At 41.3% G+C, this 20,379-nt stretch carries 18 protein-coding genes and 1 pseudogene; 11 read left to right on the top strand and 8 right to left on the bottom strand.

Annotated features, from left to right (window positions below):
• Positions 1 to 102: 102 nt before the first annotated feature.
• Together F896_RS21280 and F896_RS0119950 are read right to left on the bottom strand one after the other, a co-directional pair.
• The gene (locus tag F896_RS21280) at positions 103 to 291 is read right to left on the bottom strand and encodes an alpha/beta fold hydrolase (protein ID WP_228130614.1); all 189 of its coding nucleotides are present in this window, start codon (positions 289 to 291) and stop codon (positions 103 to 105) included.
• A 74-nt stretch (positions 292 to 365) separates the two neighbouring features.
• Positions 366 to 1,010, bottom strand: a complete 645-nt coding sequence (locus F896_RS0119950) for an alpha/beta fold hydrolase (protein ID WP_016164152.1) — start codon at positions 1,008 to 1,010, stop codon at positions 366 to 368.
• A gap of 89 nt (positions 1,011 to 1,099) precedes the next feature.
• Here F896_RS0119950 and F896_RS07435 point away from each other — a divergent pair, with 89 nt between their 5' ends.
• Positions 1,100 to 1,513: a MarR family winged helix-turn-helix transcriptional regulator gene (locus F896_RS07435; RefSeq protein WP_016164151.1), complete on the top strand. Its 414-nt coding sequence runs from the start codon at positions 1,100 to 1,102 to the stop codon at positions 1,511 to 1,513.
• A 13-nt stretch (positions 1,514 to 1,526) separates the two neighbouring features.
• Positions 1,527 to 1,952, top strand: coding sequence for a hypothetical protein (locus tag F896_RS07440; RefSeq protein ID WP_016164150.1), 426 nt, complete (start codon positions 1,527 to 1,529; stop codon positions 1,950 to 1,952).
• Between the two features lie 90 nt (positions 1,953 to 2,042).
• On the opposite strand, the gene F896_RS07445 is transcribed toward F896_RS07440, so the two are convergent.
• From F896_RS07445 to F896_RS07465, 5 genes are all read right to left on the bottom strand, one after another.
• Positions 2,043 to 2,753, bottom strand: a complete 711-nt coding sequence (locus F896_RS07445; RefSeq protein WP_016164149.1) for a glutamine amidotransferase — start codon at positions 2,751 to 2,753, stop codon at positions 2,043 to 2,045.
• 114 nt (positions 2,754 to 2,867) lie between these two features.
• Positions 2,868 to 3,680: an ethanolamine ammonia-lyase subunit EutC gene (eutC, locus tag F896_RS07450; protein WP_016164148.1), complete on the bottom strand. Its 813-nt coding sequence runs from the start codon at positions 3,678 to 3,680 to the stop codon at positions 2,868 to 2,870.
• A gap of 10 nt (positions 3,681 to 3,690) precedes the next feature.
• The gene (locus F896_RS07455) at positions 3,691 to 5,076 is read right to left on the bottom strand and encodes an ethanolamine ammonia-lyase subunit EutB (RefSeq protein ID WP_016164147.1); all 1,386 of its coding nucleotides are present in this window, start codon (positions 5,074 to 5,076) and stop codon (positions 3,691 to 3,693) included.
• A gap of 23 nt (positions 5,077 to 5,099) precedes the next feature.
• A complete protein-coding gene (gene eat, locus F896_RS07460; protein ID WP_016164146.1) occupies positions 5,100 to 6,530 on the bottom strand; it encodes an ethanolamine permease in 1,431 nt (476 codons plus the stop codon).
• 208 nt (positions 6,531 to 6,738) lie between these two features.
• Complete coding sequence (locus tag F896_RS07465; RefSeq protein WP_016164145.1) at positions 6,739 to 8,250, bottom strand: acetaldehyde dehydrogenase ExaC; 1,512 nt, start codon at positions 8,248 to 8,250, stop codon at positions 6,739 to 6,741.
• A 127-nt stretch (positions 8,251 to 8,377) separates the two neighbouring features.
• Between F896_RS07465 and F896_RS07470 the strand changes: the two genes are divergently transcribed.
• Positions 8,378 to 9,556 (top strand): hypothetical protein, encoded by a 1,179-nt coding sequence (locus tag F896_RS07470; protein ID WP_016164144.1) that lies wholly within the window; start codon positions 8,378 to 8,380, stop codon positions 9,554 to 9,556.
• A 30-nt stretch (positions 9,557 to 9,586) separates the two neighbouring features.
• Here the strand turns inward: F896_RS07470 and F896_RS07475 are convergent, their stop codons facing one another.
• On the bottom strand, positions 9,587 to 10,552 hold the full coding sequence (locus tag F896_RS07475) for an alpha/beta hydrolase (protein WP_016164143.1): 966 nt from the start codon (positions 10,550 to 10,552) through the stop codon (positions 9,587 to 9,589).
• 194 nt (positions 10,553 to 10,746) lie between these two features.
• Here F896_RS07475 and F896_RS07480 point away from each other — a divergent pair, with 194 nt between their 5' ends.
• The 8 genes and pseudogenes from F896_RS07480 to F896_RS07515 all read left to right on the top strand — a co-directional run bounded on the left by F896_RS07480 (position 10,747) and on the right by F896_RS07515 (position 20,338).
• Positions 10,747 to 12,459, top strand: coding sequence for an AAA family ATPase (locus F896_RS07480; RefSeq protein WP_016164142.1), 1,713 nt, complete (start codon positions 10,747 to 10,749; stop codon positions 12,457 to 12,459).
• An 11-nt stretch (positions 12,460 to 12,470) separates the two neighbouring features.
• Complete coding sequence (locus F896_RS07485; protein ID WP_016164141.1) at positions 12,471 to 12,833, top strand: 5-carboxymethyl-2-hydroxymuconate Delta-isomerase; 363 nt, start codon at positions 12,471 to 12,473, stop codon at positions 12,831 to 12,833.
• Between the two features lie 240 nt (positions 12,834 to 13,073).
• Positions 13,074 to 15,845: a type VI secretion system Vgr family protein gene (locus F896_RS07490; protein WP_016164140.1), complete on the top strand. Its 2,772-nt coding sequence runs from the start codon at positions 13,074 to 13,076 to the stop codon at positions 15,843 to 15,845.
• Positions 15,842 to 16,840 carry a hypothetical protein gene (locus F896_RS07495; RefSeq protein ID WP_016164139.1) on the top strand — a complete coding sequence of 333 codons (999 nt, stop codon included), beginning with the start codon at positions 15,842 to 15,844 and terminating at the stop codon, positions 16,838 to 16,840. The genes F896_RS07490 and F896_RS07495 overlap by 4 nt, the downstream gene beginning before the upstream one ends.
• Complete coding sequence (locus tag F896_RS07500; protein WP_016164138.1) at positions 16,837 to 17,268, top strand: hypothetical protein; 432 nt, start codon at positions 16,837 to 16,839, stop codon at positions 17,266 to 17,268. The genes F896_RS07495 and F896_RS07500 overlap by 4 nt, the downstream gene beginning before the upstream one ends.
• A gap of 26 nt (positions 17,269 to 17,294) precedes the next feature.
• A pseudogene (locus tag F896_RS07505) lies at positions 17,295 to 18,500 on the top strand (DUF2345 domain-containing protein); the annotation flags it as partial.
• The gene (locus F896_RS07510) at positions 18,497 to 19,909 is read left to right on the top strand and encodes a hypothetical protein (protein ID WP_016164136.1); all 1,413 of its coding nucleotides are present in this window, start codon (positions 18,497 to 18,499) and stop codon (positions 19,907 to 19,909) included. The pseudogene F896_RS07505 and the gene F896_RS07510, both read left to right, overlap by 4 nt.
• Positions 19,910 to 19,915: 6 nt before the next feature.
• Positions 19,916 to 20,338: a hypothetical protein gene (locus F896_RS07515; protein WP_016164135.1), complete on the top strand. Its 423-nt coding sequence runs from the start codon at positions 19,916 to 19,918 to the stop codon at positions 20,336 to 20,338.
• Positions 20,339 to 20,379: the final 41 nt, after the last annotated feature.

The following is a 20,379-nucleotide window of genomic DNA, read 5'->3' as shown; positions in this document are numbered from 1 at the left end:
TTGTTTTCAAATCGGCTTTTTATTTCTGCTGCTAATGGGTTTTTTAAGCATTTTATTTTAAATCGGTGTATCGCGTTGTGCGATTGTTGGGAGGTCGGTTTGTTACTGATCTTTATGAGGCATTGCTTGTTGGATGTGGGCAGCAATCGCATCGATGATGAGTTGATCGAGATCAGTTGGTAAATCATGCCCCATACCCTCAATTTTTAACAGCTCTGCGCCAGAAATAGACTTTGTGCTATCTTGGCCGCATGCAATCGGGATTAATAAATCCTCTGTGCCATGAATCACCAGTGTAGGGGCAATAATGCGGGCGAGGTATGAGCGAATATCACCCGTTGCTGCAATTGCAGCAATTTGCCTTTTTAGTCCATCTGGATCGTAACTGCGGTCATATTCCTCTGAAATAAGTTGTAAATACGCATTTTCGTCGAAATTAAACCGAGGGCTCGAAATATATTTTGCAAAGTGCAATTTATGCAGGAAAAACCCGTCCTATCCAAATGTGGGTCTGGACTTGGGCGGGTGAGCAGCGCCATAACATCAGATGGGGCACTTGGAAGCGTAGGGTTTCCTGTGCTCGACATAATGGATATCAAGGTCTTGACTCTTTTAGGGTAAGTACTTGCCATCAGTTGGGCAATCATCCCACCCATAGAACGTCCAATAATGTGGACTTGATCAATTGCTAAAGCATCAAGTAATCCCACTGTATCTTTAACCATATCGTGAAGCGTATAAGCAATTTTAATGTTCTCGCCATTTTGGGTAGCATGGATCAGATCACCCAACTCTGGAGCGGGTTGATCATGCAAATGTGTTGACAAGCCAACATCTCGATTGTCAAACCGAATGACTCGAAAACCTCTTTTAGCAAGCATTTGACAGAATAAATCACGCCAATGAATCATCTGAGTACCTAATCCTGAAATTAATAGAATGGTATTTTCATGCTCAGCGCCAAAGATATCGTAGTGGAGATAGAGATTGTTTGTAGAGACCTCATTCATAGTTCATCTCAAAAAGTAAGATACAATGCTTGCAATATACTTGATAACTCAAGTATATTGCAAGCATTGTATCTGTATTGAAATCGGTTATGAATAAGCTTGAATTATTACTGGATCAACACCTTGTTGGTTCTTTATTGAGTAAAAAACTGGATCTGGCGCTTAGCGTACACGGAATTAATCTGACGGAATTTATTCTGATGTATCACCTTGGTCTAGTGCCTGAGGTGGGATTAAATCGAATCTCATTGGCCCATAAAGTTGCACTGACAGCTTCTGGTGTCACCAGAGTGTTGCAACCTATGGAAAAAACTGGGCTGATCGTAAAGACGGTTCATCCACGTGATGCAAGACAAAGCTTTGTTGTACTGAGTGCAAGTGGTCAAGAACTTCTCAGCAGTGCGATCACGACGGTCGAGCACACGGTTGATTCTATCTTTGCATTATTCAATCAAGAGGAAATCAAGACGTTACAGCTTTTGTTGAATAAATTAAAAGTTTAAGGGGGAGAAAAAAATGAAAGACGCGTATATTTTCCCAACACAAGAGGATGGCATTCGTTTATTTAAGCGACATCTTCAAGGGGAGGTCGTCATGTTGAATTTACTTCGATTAAAACAAGTGGCGGATTATTCAGATTGTCCAGATTTAGCACCAGCAACCCCAATTACAGGACGAGAGGCGTTTCAGCGCTATATCGACCATACACGTCCGTTTCTACAGCAAACGGGTGGCGATATTTTACTGCTCGCCAATGCGGGTGAATTTTTTATCGGACCCTCTGATGAGTATTGGGACATCGTGATGTTGGTAAAACAAACATCCATTGACAGCTTTATGTCGTTTGCACAGAACCCAGAATGCATGAAGGGAAATGGACATCGTATTGCAGCAATTCAAGACTCTCGATTACTGCCAATGCAGACAACAACACAGCTTTAACATGGGTGTAACAGACCTTATGGATGAACCAACGAAAAAGCCCAGCGATTTAATGTTGGGCTTTTTTTACAGTTCTAAAATAGCAAGCTTTTAAACATTCAGATGGTCTAAGAACGTTTGAATTGCGAGTCGGCACTGTTGCTCCAACTGTGCTGCATAAGCCTGATTATCTTGACGCAATTGAGGAATGGATAAACCCGCATGACGTATTTCACAGGTATGTCCAATGAGCCATTTTTCAAAATTTTCTTCAGCGATTTCAAGATGGAACTGCAAGGCCAAGATATTATTACCGACAGAAAAAGCTTGGTTGGGATAGATTGCCGAACTTGCCAATAAGGTACTATTTTCAGGTAAATCAAAAGTGTCACCATGCCAGTGCAGCACTTCGACATTTTCTAATGCTGCTAAGGGATTCGTCTCAAGCACTTTAATGTCTAATTTGCTCCAACCAATTTCTTTTTGGTGTCCAGCATAGACTTTTGCCCCGAGTGCGTGTGCAATGAGTTGTGCCCCCAAACAAATTCCGATGGTGGGTTTATTGGCTTTTAAGCGTTGTTTTAACCCTGCAATTTCATCCACTAAAAACGGGTAGTCCTCGGTTTCATAGACGCCGATTGGGCCACCAAGAATCACCGTTAAGCCTTCATAATTGAGCGCAGGGCTAAGATCGTCCACGCCTGCTTCGAAATAACGGACGCGAAAACCCAACTGATAAAAAATATCTTCTAATGAACCTAGGTCTTCAAAAGCAAGATGTTGAATGGCGTAAACGGTTTTTAGATGGGTGGCGAGGGTCATGACCGAGTACCAATGAATAAAAATTATGTTGTATCTTAAATCATTTTTAAGACTGATGTGTTGACCTTATGCATGTTGGACAGCACTGGTAAATAGGGCTGTCCAAGTACTCAGTTAAAAAAGCAATCTGCGTTGATGATGTTCTTCAACAGTTGGAACCACATGTTCATCTTTCAAATCGACACCAGAAAACCCCAGTTGTTTGGAGTTATGCATTAAAGCCAATAAGCGTTGTGTGGCAATCGGCGTACTTAATCCTGCGGGACGAATATTGGAAATACAGTTACGTTGTGAATCTAGGCAACCGCTGTGCGCTTCCCATGTGTAGTAGAGTCCCATACTGTCAGGTGAACTGAGACCGGGACGTTCACCGATCAGCATAATGAGCATACGCGCCTGAAAAATTTCAGCGATTTCATCCCCCAAAGCAACACGGCTGCCTGTTGCAATCACCACAGGGGCTAAAGACCATTGTTGTTCTGCAAACGGTTGGATCAGTGCCTGTATAAAAGGCAGTGCATTTTCTTCAATGGCACGGGCCGATAAACCATCGCCAATCACAATACAGACATCATAGCTCTGCTGATCTTGTTGCATTTGCTGAAGCTGTTGCATCGAATCGGTTGAAAGTAAACGTCCTAAATCAGGTCGCTTCAAATACAGCTCTTTATGTTCAGCCTGACTTTGTACATGGATAGGAGTGAGCCCCAATTGTTGTAATTGCTCAGTCAGTAATTCGACATTTAAGCACTGGAAAACCGCATCTTTGGCTTGAGCATGGCTGAGTTGGAAATCAAGCAAAGCGCGGGTTGGAATGCTGCACCCTGCACGTCCAATGGCAATACGGGCATCGGTAAACTGTTTCAGTGTTTCCCACTGGTCTTGATGCGCCTGTGCAGGAAATTGAAAGTCTTTAGAAAGTTTCATTTGATTCTCCTCAATGCATCAATAACTTGGAGAATTGAGCAGGCATTTGTTCTGCCCAATGAATATGCTGTTGCTGCTGTTTTAAAATGCCTTGTTGCTCTAACCAAGATGAAAACTCAGGGGCTGGTTGTAATCCAAGCAGTTGTCTGAGGTATAGTGCATCATGAAAAGAGGTGGTTTGATAATTCAGCATCACATCATCTGAACCCGGAATGCCCATAATAAAATTAATGCCTGCTGTACCGAATAAGGTCAGCAGCACATCCATATCGTTCTGATCGGCATCTGCATGATTGGTATAGCAGATATCACAACCCATCGGCAAACCGAGCAGCTTGCCGCAGAAATGATCTTCCAGACCCGCGCGGATAATTTGTTTTCCATCATAGAGATATTCAGGGCCAATAAAGCCGACCACGGTATTGACCAATAAGGGATTGTATTTGCGTGCTACGGCATAGGCACGCGCTTCGATGGTTTGCTGATCGACGCCGTGATGTGCATTACTCGACAGGGCACTGCCTTGGCCTGTTTCAAAGTACATTACGTTGTTGCCAAGCGTACCACGGTTGAGAGCCAGTGTTGCTTCATAACCTTCTTGCAGCATTTCGAGTGAAATGCCAAAACCCTCATTGGCTTTTTGTGTACCTGCGATGGATTGAAACATCAGGTCAATCGGAACATTTTTTTCTGCCAGTTGAATGCCTGAACTGATATGGGTCAGAACACAAGACTGGGTCGGGATTTGATATTCTTGAATAACATGATCAATCAGTTTTAGCAGCTCTGATAAATTATGTAAGTTGTCTGTTGCGGGATTAATGCCAATTACTGCATCACCATTGCCATACATCAAACCATCTAAAATACTGGCGGAAATACCCAGTACATCATCGGTGGGATGATTGGGTTGTAAACGCGTGGATAAATGTCCTTTTAAGCCGATGGTATTGCGGAATTGAGTGATGACCTCACATTTACTAGCGACATAGATGAGATCTTGATTGCGCATAATTTTACTCACAGCTGCGACCATTTCTGGTGTGAGACCCGCTGCAAGTTGCTGTAGTTTTTCGGTGGTGGCATCTTCGCTGAGTAGCCAGTTACGGAAATCGCCAACCGTAAAATGCGCAATCGGCGCAAACAGATCAGCGCGGTGTTCATCAATAATCAGTCGGGTAATTTCATCAGTCTCGTAATCGACTAGCGTTTCATTTAAAAAGTTTTTTAACGGCACATCTGCAAGTGTAATTTGTGCAGCAACACGTTCAGTAGCATCCTGTGCAGCAATCCCTGCCAGTTGATCACCAGAACGCAAAGGCGTGGCTTTTGCCATTAATGTTTTAAGATCGGCAAACTGATAGTGTTGTTGGGCCACGATTTGACGGTAACGCATGCGCTTCTCCTTAATCTTCCTGATTATTGTTTTTCATCTGCCGTGATCTGGGCAAACTCTTCCTCTGGCGTCCCCTGTATGAGTTGATGACGGCTATAAAATATAAAATAGGCAATAAAGACCATATAAATGCCTGCTGCAATACACCACACTTTAGGATTGACCAGAAAACCTGCGACAACTGCGATGGTAGCTAAAATTAAGGCAATGCTCGAGGTGACGATACCACCAGGTGTTTTATAGGGACGGTGCATTAAGGGCCGAGATACGCGCAGTTTAATATGCGAGAGCATCATCAATACATAAGAAATGGTTGCACCGAAGACTGCAATTAAAATCAGTAAATCGCCTTCTTTAGTTAAGGACAAGAAAAATCCAATGATGCCTGGAATGATGATGGCTAAATAAGGGGCATGATTTTTATTGGTCAATGATAGCGATGTAGGTAAATAGCCCGCACGGGAGAGTGCGAAAATTTGGCGTGAATAGGCATAGATAATCGAAAAGAAACTGGCGATGAGTCCAGCAAGACCGACAAAATTGACAAAGTTAGCCAGCCATGTACCTTGTCCATAGACTTTGACGAGGGCATCGACCAAAGGTGCACTGGAGTGTTGCAAGGTACTGGCACCCGCTGCACCTGCACCCAAAAATAAAATCAATAGGGCAAAGGCGGTTAAAATCAACATCGCACCAATCAGTCCGCGTGGCAGTGATTTGGCCGGATCTTTGGCTTCTTCTGCGGCTAAGGGCACACCTTCAACGGCCAAGAAAAACCAAATTGCATAGGGAACCGCTGCCCAAATCCCTAAATAGCCATAGGGTAAAAAGCTACTTGCGCCAAATTGTTGCCCCGCTGGAATATCAAACAGATTATGCGAATTAAAATGAGGAAACATCGCAAAAATAAAAACGGCCAGTGCGATTGCCGCAACCAAGGTGATGGCAAACATAATTTTAAGGGCTTCGCCAGCACCTTTTAGGTGAATACCCATAAAAATGAGATAACAGGCTAAATAAACTTGCCAGCCACCAATGCCAAATAACGATTCACAATAGGCACCAATAAAGACCGCAATGGCTGCGGGCGCAATCGCGTATTCAATCAGAATCGCGGTACCTGTTAAATAACCACCGAGTGGGCCAAATGCGATACGCGCAAAACTATAACCGCCACCCGCTGTTGGCAGCATGGTCGCCATTTCGGACATGGCAAGGCATAGGCAGAGATACATCACGGCAACGACTGCGGTGGCAACAAACATGCCGCCCCAACCCCCTTGAGCGATACCGAAATTCCAGCCAGCAAAATCACCTGAAATGACATAGGCAACCCCTAAACCGATCAGTAATAACCAGCCCACGGCACCTTGTTTGAGTTGTCTTTGGGCAAAATAATCTTCGGAAGTGGTTGTCGATGCTGAAAGTGCAGAAATAGGATCTTGATTGTTCATACAAAGCTCCGTGTATGGGTCTTATCAGCAAGATGCAAAAGCAATGCCGATGTTGCACACCCTGTGCAGAAATTGAATTTTTATTTGCTTTGGTGATTCAGTTTGAGTGAAAAATAGAGGTTTTTTATAAACCAACATCTGATGGTTTAAACCTGTATAAACCTTTAAAGATAAGGCTTATACAGGTCAGTAAACCGATTTGGATCGTCTAGAAAAAGCCCATGGCTTTGGTTGAATAACTCACCAACAAGTTTTTGGTTTGTTGATAATGATCGAGCATCATTTTGTGGTTTTCACGACCTACACCTGACTTTTTATAGCCTCCAAATGCAGCATGAGCAGGGTAGATGTGATAACAATTGGTCCAAACTCGACCCGCTTCAATGGCACGGCCTGCACGATAGGCAGTATGGTTTGAGCGTGACCAGACCCCTGCACCTAAGCCATACATGGTGTCATTGGCGATCTGAATGGCTTCATCAAAGTCCTTAAATGTGGTCACAGACAGCACAGGGCCAAAGATTTCTTCCTGAAACACTTGCATGTTGTTATGGCCTTTAAAGATGGTCGGTTCGATGTAGTAACCATTGCCGACCTCTTGGCGACCATGCCCACCCAATAGCACTTCCGCACCTTCTTGTCGGCCTGTATCGATACAACGCAGGATTTTTTCTTGCTGTTCCAATGAGGCTTGTGCACCGACCATAGTGTCGGTATCAAGGGGATGTCCGAGTTTGATGCGCTTGACCCGTTCAATGGCTTTTTCCATAAATTGATCGGCAATACTTTCCTGAATCAAGGCACGCGATGGGCAAGTGCAGACCTCACCCTGATTCAGCGCAAACATGGCGAAACCTTCAAGGGTTTTATCAAGAAAATCATCATCATGATCCATCACATCGGCAAAGAATACATTCGGTGATTTTCCGCCTAGCTCCAAAGTCACTGGAATGATGTTTTCGGTGGCATATTGCATGATCAATTGCCCAACTTGGGTCGAACCAGTAAACGCAATTTTGGCAATACGTGGACTGGTTGCCAGTGGGCGGCCAACTTCGGCACCATAACCATTGATGATATTGAGTACACCCGCAGGTAATAGGTCTTGTATCAGCTCAGCCACTAATAAAATGCCAACAGGTGTTTGTTCCGCAGGTTTGATCACCACACAGTTGCCCGCTGCCAATGCCGGTGCCAGTTTCCATGCCGCCATGAGAATCGGGAAGTTCCAAGGGATGATTTGTCCAACCACGCCGAGTGGTTCATGAAAATGATAGGCAATGGTGTCTTCATCAATTTCGGAGATACCACCTTCCTGTGCGCGAATACAGCCTGCAAAATAACGGAAATGATCAATGGCCAAAGGGATGTCAGCCGCCAGCGTTTCACGGACAGGTTTACCATTATCCCAAGTTTCAGCAACCGCCAACATTTCTAAATTGGCCTCCATACGGTCCGCAATTTTAAGTAATAAATTAGATCGTGTGGTTGGAGAGGATTTATTCCACTCTTTCTTGGCTTTATGGGCAGCATCCAGTGCCAGTTCAATATCTTCTGCACTCGAACGTGGAATACGAGTAAAACTTTTGCCATCGACAGGGGAAATATTGTCAAAGTAGACTCCTTTGACTGGCGCAACCCACTGCCCACCAATAAAGTTTTCATATTGGTCTTTAAAATGGATTTTTGAACCAGATTGATTCGGATCAACATAGCGCATATACATACTCCTTTATGTGTTGTGATATTTTTAAATAAAGTACTGGGTACGTTATTGAGAATGACGTTATCGCGTTGAAGGTTGGAAAAAGGTTGGAATTGCATATAAGGGAATAGGGAAATTACAAATGCATACAAAAAGGGAATTACAGCAACAGCGGACATTGGTTGAGCAACTCAGGGCGCAAAGTAGTCTCAATCCACAGCATGCCGAAAAAATGGAACAGAGTATTGCCAGTTCATGGGAGCGTTCTACACTCGCTGATATTCCTAAAGAACGTTTAGCTGCACCGTTGCTCGATCAAGTTTCGACTCAAACAGGTTCTTTGGCCTTGGCATTACAGGCTTGCCAAGAAGATCTAAAACATGTTGCAGAACAGTCTGCTATGGTGCTTGCGGTTGGCGATGTCGGCAGTACCATTATCTGGACAGCATCCTGTACCCAAATGCGTAATGCTGCCGAACGCGTCCACTTTGTTGCAGGGGGACAGTGGCAGGAAGAATTAGTTGGCACCAATGCGCTGGCACTTTCACTGAAGACCCGTAAATCAAGCTGTGTATTTTCTAATGAACACTATATGGCATCGGTACATGATTGGGTTTGCTATGCTGCGCCTGTGCTTGATCCTTATTCCAAGCAAGTTTTAGGCGTAGTAGATTTATCCACTACATGGGAAAACCACAATAGTTTAGGTCTATTAGCCGTCGAACGCTGCGCCGCAATTATTCAAATGGCGGTGCAACAATTACAGCAACAACACCTGTATTTACGTACTTTTAATACGGCACAGGTGTTGATCAATGGCAAAAGCTTAAGTTTAACCCCGAGACAAATCGAAATTCTGGTGATTTTAGCTCTATGTCCACAAGGTCTGAATTTAGAGAATTTACATCAGGCTTTGTATGGGGAACGCAAAGTCAGTCTTGGGACATTAAAAGCAGAGATGTCTCATTTAAGAGATCGTTTAGGTGAGGCGCTTGGTTCAAGGCCTTATCGCCTGAATATTCCGATCGAGGCAGATTTCCTGCAACTGGAACAGGCATTGGATGCGGGTTATATCAGTACCGCTCTACAAGGTTATACTGGTATTTTCTTAGCGAAAACCGAAAGTCCATTTTTATCTGCTTGGCGGGATTGTTTGGAGTCGCGTTTGAGTCATGTGATTTTTCAGACACAGGGCAGTGATGCTTTATTAAAACATTTGGCCTATTGTCCAGAAGCCGTTGATGCTGCTGAACGTCTGCTGGAATTATTGCCAGCTTCGCATCCCGCTAAAAATATGCTCAGTAAGTACCAAGACCACTGAGCATCAAGATATTTAAAATGGTCATCGGTATTACTGGATTTTTTCAGCCAACCAAGCAAACAGATCTTTATAGACCTGTGCACGAACAGGCGGTGCAGATAAAACCAAATCATGCAGACCGTTTTGAATAGCAAGTGTTTGCACATCACCTTTCATTTTCTTGGCATTCTGAGTCATATCATTGACATCCAGAATCACATCGCTTTGTTGCGCATCAATACCCCATTTTTTAGGAAATTTTGATTGATGTGAATGCATGATCAAGGTAGGTACATTTAAACTCACACCCTGATGAATTTCCTTTTGTGCTTCGTGAATTGCCGTCACAAAACAGAGGTGCACAAAAGGCATGGTTTTTGGTTTCCAATCCAGATTGAAATCCCACTCACCATAAAAATCTTTATGTAAGCTCGGGGTATACCATTGATTTAGACCGCTTGGAAATTTTCCATTCGGTAGGCGTTTACCCACTTCGCTTAAGAGCGGAATACCCACTTTTTTCTCAAGGACACTTTTATAGAAATCATAGAATGGGCTGTTGTTCCAGACTGCTTTGATTAAGCGATGATCTGGATAATGTGCAGCATATAAGGTAGCAGTTAAACCGCCTGTTGAATGGCCTGCCAATACAACTTGATTGTGATTTTCTTGACCAATAATTTCCAGTGCTTTGCTGATCTCTGCATCGTATTCACGTAAATCAAGCACATAGTAGAATTTTTGGTGAGGCAGGCGAGAGCGACCATATTTTCTCAGGTCGAGTGCGTAAAAATCGTAACCATGCTGATTAAATTGTTCAGCCATTTCTTTTTGAAAAAAATAGTCTGCAAAACCATGGATATATAAAACTGCTTTTTTGGTTGCTTCAGCGGCCTTCTTGCGAACCAAAGTAGCTACAACTTTTCCATCATAATCATCTGCAAAATTTAAGGTCAGTTGCTGATAATCTTCACCGAGTATATCTGTTTGATATGCATAAAGATTTGAAGTAGTCATTTTTATAGATCAAGTCTGAATTCATTAACAACCACATTAAATGAAAACCTTTGGATGTCAATGTAATTATGCGATACCAAGCGTTCAACAATGTTAGGTATTTGATGAGGAAATTCGGTTAGATTTCGCATTGCATTTTTATTTTGGGTAAAAAATCGTTAAGCTATGCGCTGTTGATTTTGACTGAAGAAATTATGAAACAAGAGACTGCACTCAAGTTACTTAAAGCTGGCGAAAATGTTTTTTTAACGGGTTCAGCAGGTGCAGGAAAAACCTATACGCTTAATCAATACATTCATTATTTAAAAGCACGCAAAGTACCTGTGGCAATTACCGCTTCGACAGGAATTGCAGCGACGCATATGAATGGTATGACCATCCATACTTGGGCGGGGATCGGGATTAAAGACCGCCTGACTGATGATGATCTGAAACGGATGAAAGAGCGTAAATATTTAAAAGAGCATTTAGAAAATGCCCAAGTCTTGATTATTGATGAAATTTCGATGTTGCATGCCAAGCAACTGAATCTGGTCAATCAGGTGCTGAAATACTTTAAAGAAAGTGACGAAGCCTTTGGCGGGATTCAAGTGATTGTGGCAGGGGATTTCTTCCAGTTACCGCCAGTCGGTAAAAAGGATGAAAGCAATCGCGATAAATTCTGCTTTATGTCCGATGCATGGGTCGAAGCCAAATTCCGTGTCTGTTATTTAACTGAACAGCATCGTCAGGATGATGAAATTCTCAATCAGATTCTCAATGCAATTCGGGCACAGAATATTAAAGGTAACCATATTAGTGCTTTGCAACAATCGCGGCAGCACGATATTGGCGAGACCTTTACTCGTTTATATACGCACAATATGGATGTCGATAATATTAATTATCAGCACCTGAATGAAATTGACAATGAAAGCCATCAATTCAATGCGGTTGTCGATGGCAACGAAAAGTTGATGGAAACCTTAAAATCCTCAGTGCGTGCGCCTGAAGAACTCACCCTAAAGAAGAATGCCAAGGTGATGTTTGTCAAAAACAACTTTGATATGGGATATATCAACGGCAGTCTGGGTGAAGTGATTGGTTTTGAAGAAGACGATAAGCAGGGCATTTTGCCTAAAGTGAAGTTGACTGATGGCACAACCTTCTTGGTTGAACCTGAAACATGGTCAATTGAAAATGAAGCAGGTAAGGCGATTGCCAGTTTCCAACAGATTCCGTTGCGTTTGGCTTGGGCGATTACCATTCATAAAAGTCAGGGTATGACTTTGGAAGCAGCAGAAATCAATCTCAGCAATACCTTTGAAAAAGGTCAGGGTTATGTGGCTTTATCACGCTTAAAATCTCTGACAGGGCTGAAGCTGCTTGGCTTTAATGAGCAGGCGCTTGAACTGGATAGTCTAGCAATCAAAGCGGATCGCCGTTTTCAGGAATTATCCACTGAAGCGGAAGCCAACTTTGAAAATATTGATTTAACCACACAGCATAATGCTTTTATTCGGCATTGTGGTGGCACATTGAATGCCACTGAAATTGCCCGTAATGAAAAGAAAATCGCCAAAGGTGCGAAACAGAATTATGCCGCAGCGACCTTGGATGAAACCCGTACTTTATTTGAAGAAGGTTATGAGATTGAAGATATTGCGCATGAGCGTGGTTTAACGCCTGCAACGATCATCAATCATCTGGCGCGTTTGCATAAAGAGCAGGGCTTGGATATTTCGGTGGCCAGTCCGGGTGATGAAGTGATTGAAGAAGTGCGCAAGATCTATAAGCGTTTGCATAAACGTAAAAACCCTGAACATTTTACCGATGACGGTTCGATTAAATTGCGTCCCATCGTTGAAGCCACCAGCCCAAGAATGGCTTATGACCAAGTTCGCTTAGCTTTATTATTTATTGAATAGGAATCATAAAAATGCCGCATTTAATTGCAAACTATTCAGCTAATTTAACTGAATTAGATCCACATCAATTATTAAAGGATGCGAATATCGCATTAATTGAAACTGATTTATTCGTCGCAAATGATATTAAATCTCGTGCATTTAAAGATGAGATATTTTTAATTGGTTTGAATGAAGCAGAGGAAGCCTATATTCATTTAAAACTGTATTTGTTGAGTGGCAGGACGCAGGCTCAAAAACAAGCTGTTGGTGCGGCATTGTTGCAGCGATTAGAGCAAAAAAGCTATATCCAGTCTAAGGTCAGCTATCCGATACAGTTATGTGTCGAAGTGATTGATATGCCGAAAGAGGATTATTTTAAGGCTACAGTTTAAGGTTTAATGATTACTGTTTTATCAAATAGGGAGAATTGGCCTTATTTGATAAAACATATTGGTTTATATGTATTTTGATTTGAACCTGTAAAAAATCTTATTAATAATCATTCTAAGGCTTTAGACTAAAATCTGCAGGTCATTACAGTCACTGTTGCAAGAACGTAACATTAAAAATATAGACAGATTTGTATGCTGTTTATAAAATAGCTTAAATTTTAGTTAATATTTTATAAAATAATGTTGAGTAATATATTTCAGGCCCTGGATAGTTTGGGTCTTACTGCACAAAAACGTGCAATTCATATTCAATTTTCCAATCAAAATTTAAATACTCAAGTCTTCCTACAACGTATTGATGGTCAGCATCAACTGAATGATGGATTTAAGGCAGAACTGATCTGCCTGTCAACCAATGCGACCATTCCACTCAAACAATTTATTGGCAGCCAAGCGGCAATTGATACGGTGACAGATCAAGGTCAATTGACCCGCGTCACAGGGATTATTACTCAAGCCTTACAAGGGCAATCAGACGGTAGCTTGACCGTATATAAGCTGACTTTAGAAGATCCAACTGCATTGTGGAAACAACGCCGTAACAGTCGCGTATTTATGAACAAGAGTGTGCGTGATGTGGTGGAAATCGTTTTCAAGGAATGGCAGCAAAAAAGCCCCTTGTTTGCATCCAGCTTAACGCTTGATTTAAGCGGACTCAGTCAAGATTACGACATTCGTCCCTTTATTATGCAATATAATCAATCAGATGAAGATTTTTTAACATCTTTGATGCGTAGCGAAGGGATTAGCTGGTTAATTGATGAAGCTGAAAGAACCGTCGCGCAAAGCAGTGCCGCGATTCAGCCGCAAAAACTACGTCTGATTGATGACAATAGCCAATACCAAGCACTCGATCGTCGACAGATTCGTTATCACTGTAGTAGTGCTACAGAACAATACGACAGCATGACCAGTCTGGTTGGACAGCGTTCTCTACAGCCGAGTAGCGTGCATGTGCAACGCTGGCAGGCCGATGCCTTAGAACAAGAAGACGGTGCAGGTAGTGTACAAAGCACACATAAACACAGTGCTCAATACGACAATGCCAGTCTTGGACTAGAACAGGCATGGCATTTTTCACCCGCATGGATGCAAGACTTAAATGGGGAAGATGGTGCAACCGCATCGGGCAATGCTCAGATTGAAAAGCTGAATCAAAATCTGGGTCAATATTACGACTTACAATCCAAACAATTTACAGCCCATACTACCGTCCGCGATACCCAAGTGGGTTACTGGTTTGAATTGGCTGAACATCCTGAAATTGATCAACACGATGGCGCAGACAAAGAATTCCTGATCACAAGCAAAAACTTTTATAACCAAAATAATTTACCCAAAGACTTGCAGCAACAGATTCATCAGCTATTAGCGCAAAGCAACTGGCAAATAAAAGAGAGTGATGAGCGCCAAGCCAATCAACTGACATTGCAACGCCGCAGCATTAAAACCGTACCCGAATACAATCCCTTACAACACCGTCCAACTGCATCACCGCAACGTGCCAAAGTGGTTGGGCCAAGCGGTGAAGAAATCCATGTGGATGAATGGGGACGAATTAAAGTCCGCTTCCTGTTTACTCGCAATGACGATCACAGCCACGATGGTGGTGCAGGTGCCAATGACAACGACACCGATTCTGCTTGGGTCGATGTACTCACGCCTTGGGCTGGTGAAGGCTATGGCGCACGCTTCTTGCCCCGTATTGATGAAATCGTAGTCATCGACTTCTTTGATGGCAATATTGACCGTCCATTTGTGGTGGGAAGAATTCATGAAGGCCATCGTAGCCCAACCAAGTTTGATCATGTAGGTAAGCTGCCAGACACCAAGAAACTGGCAGGAATTAAGTCTAAAGAGTATCAAGGTGAAGGTTTTAACCAACTGCGCTTTGATGACACCACAGGGCAGATCAGTGCCCAGTTGCAAAGCAGTCATGCTGCCAGTCAACTCAATCTGGGTAAACTCAGTCATCCCAAAGATAAAGCAGAAAGTGAAGATCGCGGCGAAGGTTTTGAACTGCGCACTGATCAATGGGGTGCAGTCCGTGCAGGCGAGGGTTTACTGCTTTCCACGTATAAACAGGATCAAGCCCAAGGCCAGCATCTTGATGCACAACCTGCTAAACAGCAGCTCGAAGGCAATCAAAACAATGCCAAAGCCTTAAGTGAAGTTGCCAAGAATCAGCAGACTGATGAAATAGAATCGCTGGATCAACTCAAAGAATTTGCTGAGCAGATTCAAGAGAAGATCGCTCAGTTTAAAAAATCATTGCTATTGCTGAACTCGCCAGCAGGGATTGGCCTAAGTACCAGTGAGGATATTCATTTATCCGCAGATGGGCAGATCAATCAGTTTGCAGGCGACAGTATTAATCTGAGTACACAGAAAAATCTGGTTACGCATGCGCAAAACAGAATCAGTGTGTTTGCTGCGCAGAATGGAATTAAACAAGTTGCTGCCAAAGGTAAGTTTGAAGTCCAAGCGCAGTCGGATGGCATGGATTTACTTGCCAAGCAAGGTATTCAGATTATTTCGACTGAAGATCGTATTGAAATCACCAGTCCGAAAGAGATTGTGATTACAGCGGGTGGTTCCCAGATCAAGCTGAATGGTTCAGGTATTTTCCCTGTGACCAGTGGCAAGTTTGAGGTGAAGGCAGGGCAGCATTTGTTTAAGTCTGGTGAACAAGTTGTTAGCCACTTTCCAATATTACCCGAAAGTAAGGGGCTATTTAATCTAAGTGTTCAATTGATTGATAATCAAAATACACCGTATAAAAATAAAGCATATTTCGCAATATCAGAATCAGGCAAGCAATTTGAAGGTGTTACTGATGAAAGTGGATACACTCAACGAATATATACCGAGAAAGAAGAACAAATATCTTTCCATCTTTTAGACAATCATGATTATCCAGATCCTGTGCCAGACGAGGAAGACACAGAATGAGCACATGCTATGTACAATTGAGATTGAGAGGGTTAGGTAATTATACTAACTTTTCATTTTCTGCAATATTTACCGTACAAGATACTGGCAGACAGTTTGAAACCAATAAATTGAAGATCAACCCTTCAGGTATATCTGTTGAGGCAAATTTCCCTCTGCAAAAAAATGAGAACCCGAAAAACTGTACTGTTCGAATTAATGTTTATCTACCAACTGGAAGATTGTTAGAGCCTCAGCCCTTTGTTGGCATTACGTACACGAGAGAGTCAGGCAGTAGCGTAAAGCATACAGTACATGAAGTTAAACTAGTTACTCATCATACTAGCCAAGAAAAAGATCACAGTATTGATAAAATTGCAGTTAATCGTTCGGTACATCCTCCAGAAGGGTTATACACAGTCGCTTATTACAATGCAGCTATTAATGCCTCTGCAGCAAAGTACGGTGTGGACCCTATGACGATTGGCTCAATCGTTTTTCAGGAAAAATTTTATTCTTCTGCTGCTATTGCTAAGAACTATGTGGCTTACGCTAAAGATAAGTTCGGTGTTAAACCACACAGAAGTTATGGCTTGGGTGAAATGCAACTAGGCTTGGCGGCCAAACTGCTTGGCTTTCCAGAAAGTGATTCAAACAGACTCAGAAAAACATTTGATCTCATAACAAATGATCCTCAAGTTGCAACTGATATGGTTGCCAAAAATATCCAATTAAAGCAATTAAAGTTAGGGCGTCAGCTCACCCCTAGAGAAGCAACCATTTTGCACAATGCAGGGGAGAGTGGTCTGGATTCTTTTTTGGACCCGGCAGAAGATAAGACAAATTTTGAAAATCCTAAAAAAGTCTATAATCGCTCAAGAAATTGGCAGGAATCAATCAGGCAAGCTTTACGAGGAGTTATTTACTCTAAGCCAGACAGTTGCCCAGCTTGTACTGCGACTCCACGCACATTACATAAATATTGGACACCCGGTGAGGGCTACTCAGGACTATGAAAAATTTAACATTAAAACATTACTTGGCGCTTATTCTGATTCTTTCAGGTATCTTGGCTATTTGTTTTGAATCTCTTACAAAAGGTTTTGTCACTTACGTGCCTTATGGCGGGGGGGAATTTGTCTATTTGAGGGAAATGGAAGGCTCAAACGAAGACGAAAGCGTACTCCTTTGGTTCTTCGGTATCGTAAGCGTTATTCTTGGTACTATAATGTTCTTTGTGAAGAATATTACATATGTTCTGAGAATTGGCTTTTTTGCTTATGTATTCCTGTTCTTATGTGCACTCATGACCGATAGTGATCCTTTAAACCAACTCATTATCAATACAGTTAAGTTTGATCATAATATCTACTTAATTTTATGGTGTATTTTTTTAGCTCTTTATACTGTAGTTTTTACAATATTAAATATGAGAAATGACTGATTTTTAATAGTAGTTATTTTGAAAATGATCCTCCCTTTGTAGTTGGTCGGATTCACGAAGCACATCGTAGTCCAACCAAATTCGACAGTGTAGGCAAGCTGCCAGACACCAAGAAACTGGTAGGGATCAAATCTAAAGAGTACCAAGGTGAAGGCTATAACCAACTGCGCTTTGATGATACCACAGGTCAGATCAGCGTCCAGTTGCAAAGTAGCCATGCCGCTAGCCAACTCAATCTTGGAAAGCTGAGTCATCCGAAAGATAAGGCAGAAAGTGAAGATCGAGGTGAAGGTTTTGAACTACGTACCGATCAATGGGGTGCGGTACGTGCAGGCGAAGGTTTATTACTTTCCACACATAAACAGGATCAGGCCCAAGGTGAACACCTTGATGCACAACCTGCTAAACAGCAGCTCGAAGGCAATCAAAACAATGCCAAAGCCTTAAGTGAAGTTGCCAAGAATCAGCAGATTGATGAAATAGAATCGCTTGATCAACTGAAAGAATTTGCGGAGCAGATTCAAGAGAAGATCGCCCAGTTTAAAAAATCACTGTTATTGCTGAACTCGCCAGCAGGTATTGGTTTAAGTAGCAATGAAGATATTCATTTATCTGCGGATGGGCAGATCAATCAGTTTGCCGGTGCCAGTATCAATCTGAGTACACAAAACAATTTGATTACGCATGCGCAAAATAGAATCAGCGTGTTTGCCGCACAGAATGGGATTAAGCAGGTTGCTGCCAAAGGTAAGTTTGAAGTTCAGGCTCAATCGGATGGCATGGATTTGCTGGCCAAGCAAGGCATCCAGATTATTTCGACCGAAGATCGTATTGAAATCACCAGTCCGAAAGAGATTGTGATTACTGCGGGAGGCTCTCAGATCAAGCTGAATGGTTCAGGTATTTTCCCTGTGACCAGTGGCAAGTTTGAGGTGAAAGCTGGGCAGCATCTGTTTATGGGTGGGGCGAAAGTAAATACAGTTATTTCAGCATTACCCGATGTAGAAAATCCTTATGTTTTACAATACTTGGTAAAGAATAAAGAAAGTCAGGTCATGGCTGATAAACCTTACATATTATTTGATGAAGAGGGAAATGTTCAAAAGGGCAAAACTGACCAAAAAGGATTTATGAAGCTAAAAACATCACCATCTGCTCAACAAATTACGACTTTAGTAATGATGAGTGAAATTGAGCAAGCTGGAGAAGAAGACTCGGGAGATCAACTATGAGTACCTATTTCAGTCGTCTAAAGCTTAGTGTTCAAGACCCTCTCAAATTGAAAGATTTAACTTATAAATTCTTTGTGATTAATAATACGACTAAGAAAACAACAACATTTGAAGGTAATTTTGATGAGCAAGGTTTAACAGGTTGGACTGAAATATATAATTTAAATACCTCCTTGATTTATTCTGTTTATTTCCGTGGAGAAGTTCTTCAAAAAATTGCAGTTAAGGCTTATTCTGATAAAAAGACACATAGTACGTTTACAATTAAGACCACAACGGAAATAACTAAAAATCTAAAAGAAAATATTAAGGAAATTTATCTTAATGATGGAGAGGTGGCTTGGTATTTAATTAAAAAAACTGAAACAATGTTAGATTGGTCGAAAAGAGTTTTTAAAAAACCATTGATTGCATCAGATTGGGATACGCTAAAGGCCAATAATCCGCATATTTCAAATATAGCACCTATTCGACTTCTGACCCCAGGGATGGTAGTGATTCTTTCAAATTCAACATCAGCAAAAGAATTGCAAAAATATAAAAATGATGCACAAAAAGCTCATACCAATATTGAGCTTATGAAAAAAGATAAAAATTTTGATGCAGAATTCTTCGCCCAGAACTATGAATTTTTTTATGACGCCTTGATTGATACTAGAACGGAGATTACATATAAAAATATCTTTGAAAATAACGACCATCCTTTAGTCCAAAAATTTGAAAAGCCTTCAAATGATAGCGGAATAGCATGGGGAGCAATTGCTAAAGGTGGAATTGATGCAACTTTAGCATTTCATGAAGGTACAGCCACACGAATGAATAAAATTCATGGTCAATTAGCATTAAAAATGGCTGAAGAAAGAGCAAAAGGATCAGGACTAGCAAATCCTAAAAACTTTAAGGCTTTTAGGCATAAATATAGTGATTTATATAAGCAATTAGATCATGAATATTCAAAAGGAATTTTTAAGTGGGATCAGTCTATCAAAACTAATAATATGCGACGTATGATTAGTCAATCCTCCTTGGCTAGAGGAACAACTTATAAAGGTGGTATGAAAGAGTATGTAGAAAAAATGGCTGAGTTAGGGAGAATGAGTAAAGTCATTAAAGGTGGGGGATACTTATTTTTAGCAATTGATGTTTATAATGCAGGTGATGCAATTGCCAATGCGAAACCTGAGGAAAAAACTAAAACCACTGTAGTGGAAGTATCTAAAATTGCTGGAGGAATTGCTGGAGGAGCTGCAGGAACCTTTATTGTATTAACTGTTGCTACAGGAGGGACTTCATTGGTAGTACTAGGGTTAGCAGCAACACTTTCTGCTGGACTAGGGTGGTATGGCGGTGAAAAAGGAGGTGAAATTGGTGAGGCTATTTATAACCAACTGGAAAATATAAAAAAGTAGTTTAATATGACTGAGACAATTATTTATTTATTTAAAACAATTCCTTTTGCTATGCTAGGAGGTTTTTCTTTAATTCTTTTTTTTATTCTTTCAATCTCTTTGTATATTTATATTTCAATGAATTTAAGAGGGATTCTAAGAATAATATTTAAAGATGAAGCATACTTTAAGCTTCCACTAGAACCATTTAATTATTTTTTTATAAGTATTTTGCCTTTAGTTTTTTGGCGTGAAATTTTAAATATAAAAAGAGGAGTCATTTTTAAAAAATTATATGATAAGAATTTTTATTATCCATTAAATAAAAATCAACTATTCCTACTTTTGAAAAAATATCCATTGTTTTTCTTTATTCAATATTTTATTTTTTTATTTTCTTTACTTTTTTTGATTTTTGGAACTTTCTTTAGTTTATTTGAGAAGGTTTAGTTTTTATTAAAAAGAGATAATTATTTGGTACTGCGGATGGA

The organism is Acinetobacter genomosp. 15BJ (assembly GCF_000400715.1).
Lineage (GTDB): Bacteria > Pseudomonadota > Gammaproteobacteria > Pseudomonadales > Moraxellaceae > Acinetobacter.
This window is presented reverse-complemented; position numbering and strand designations above follow the sequence as displayed.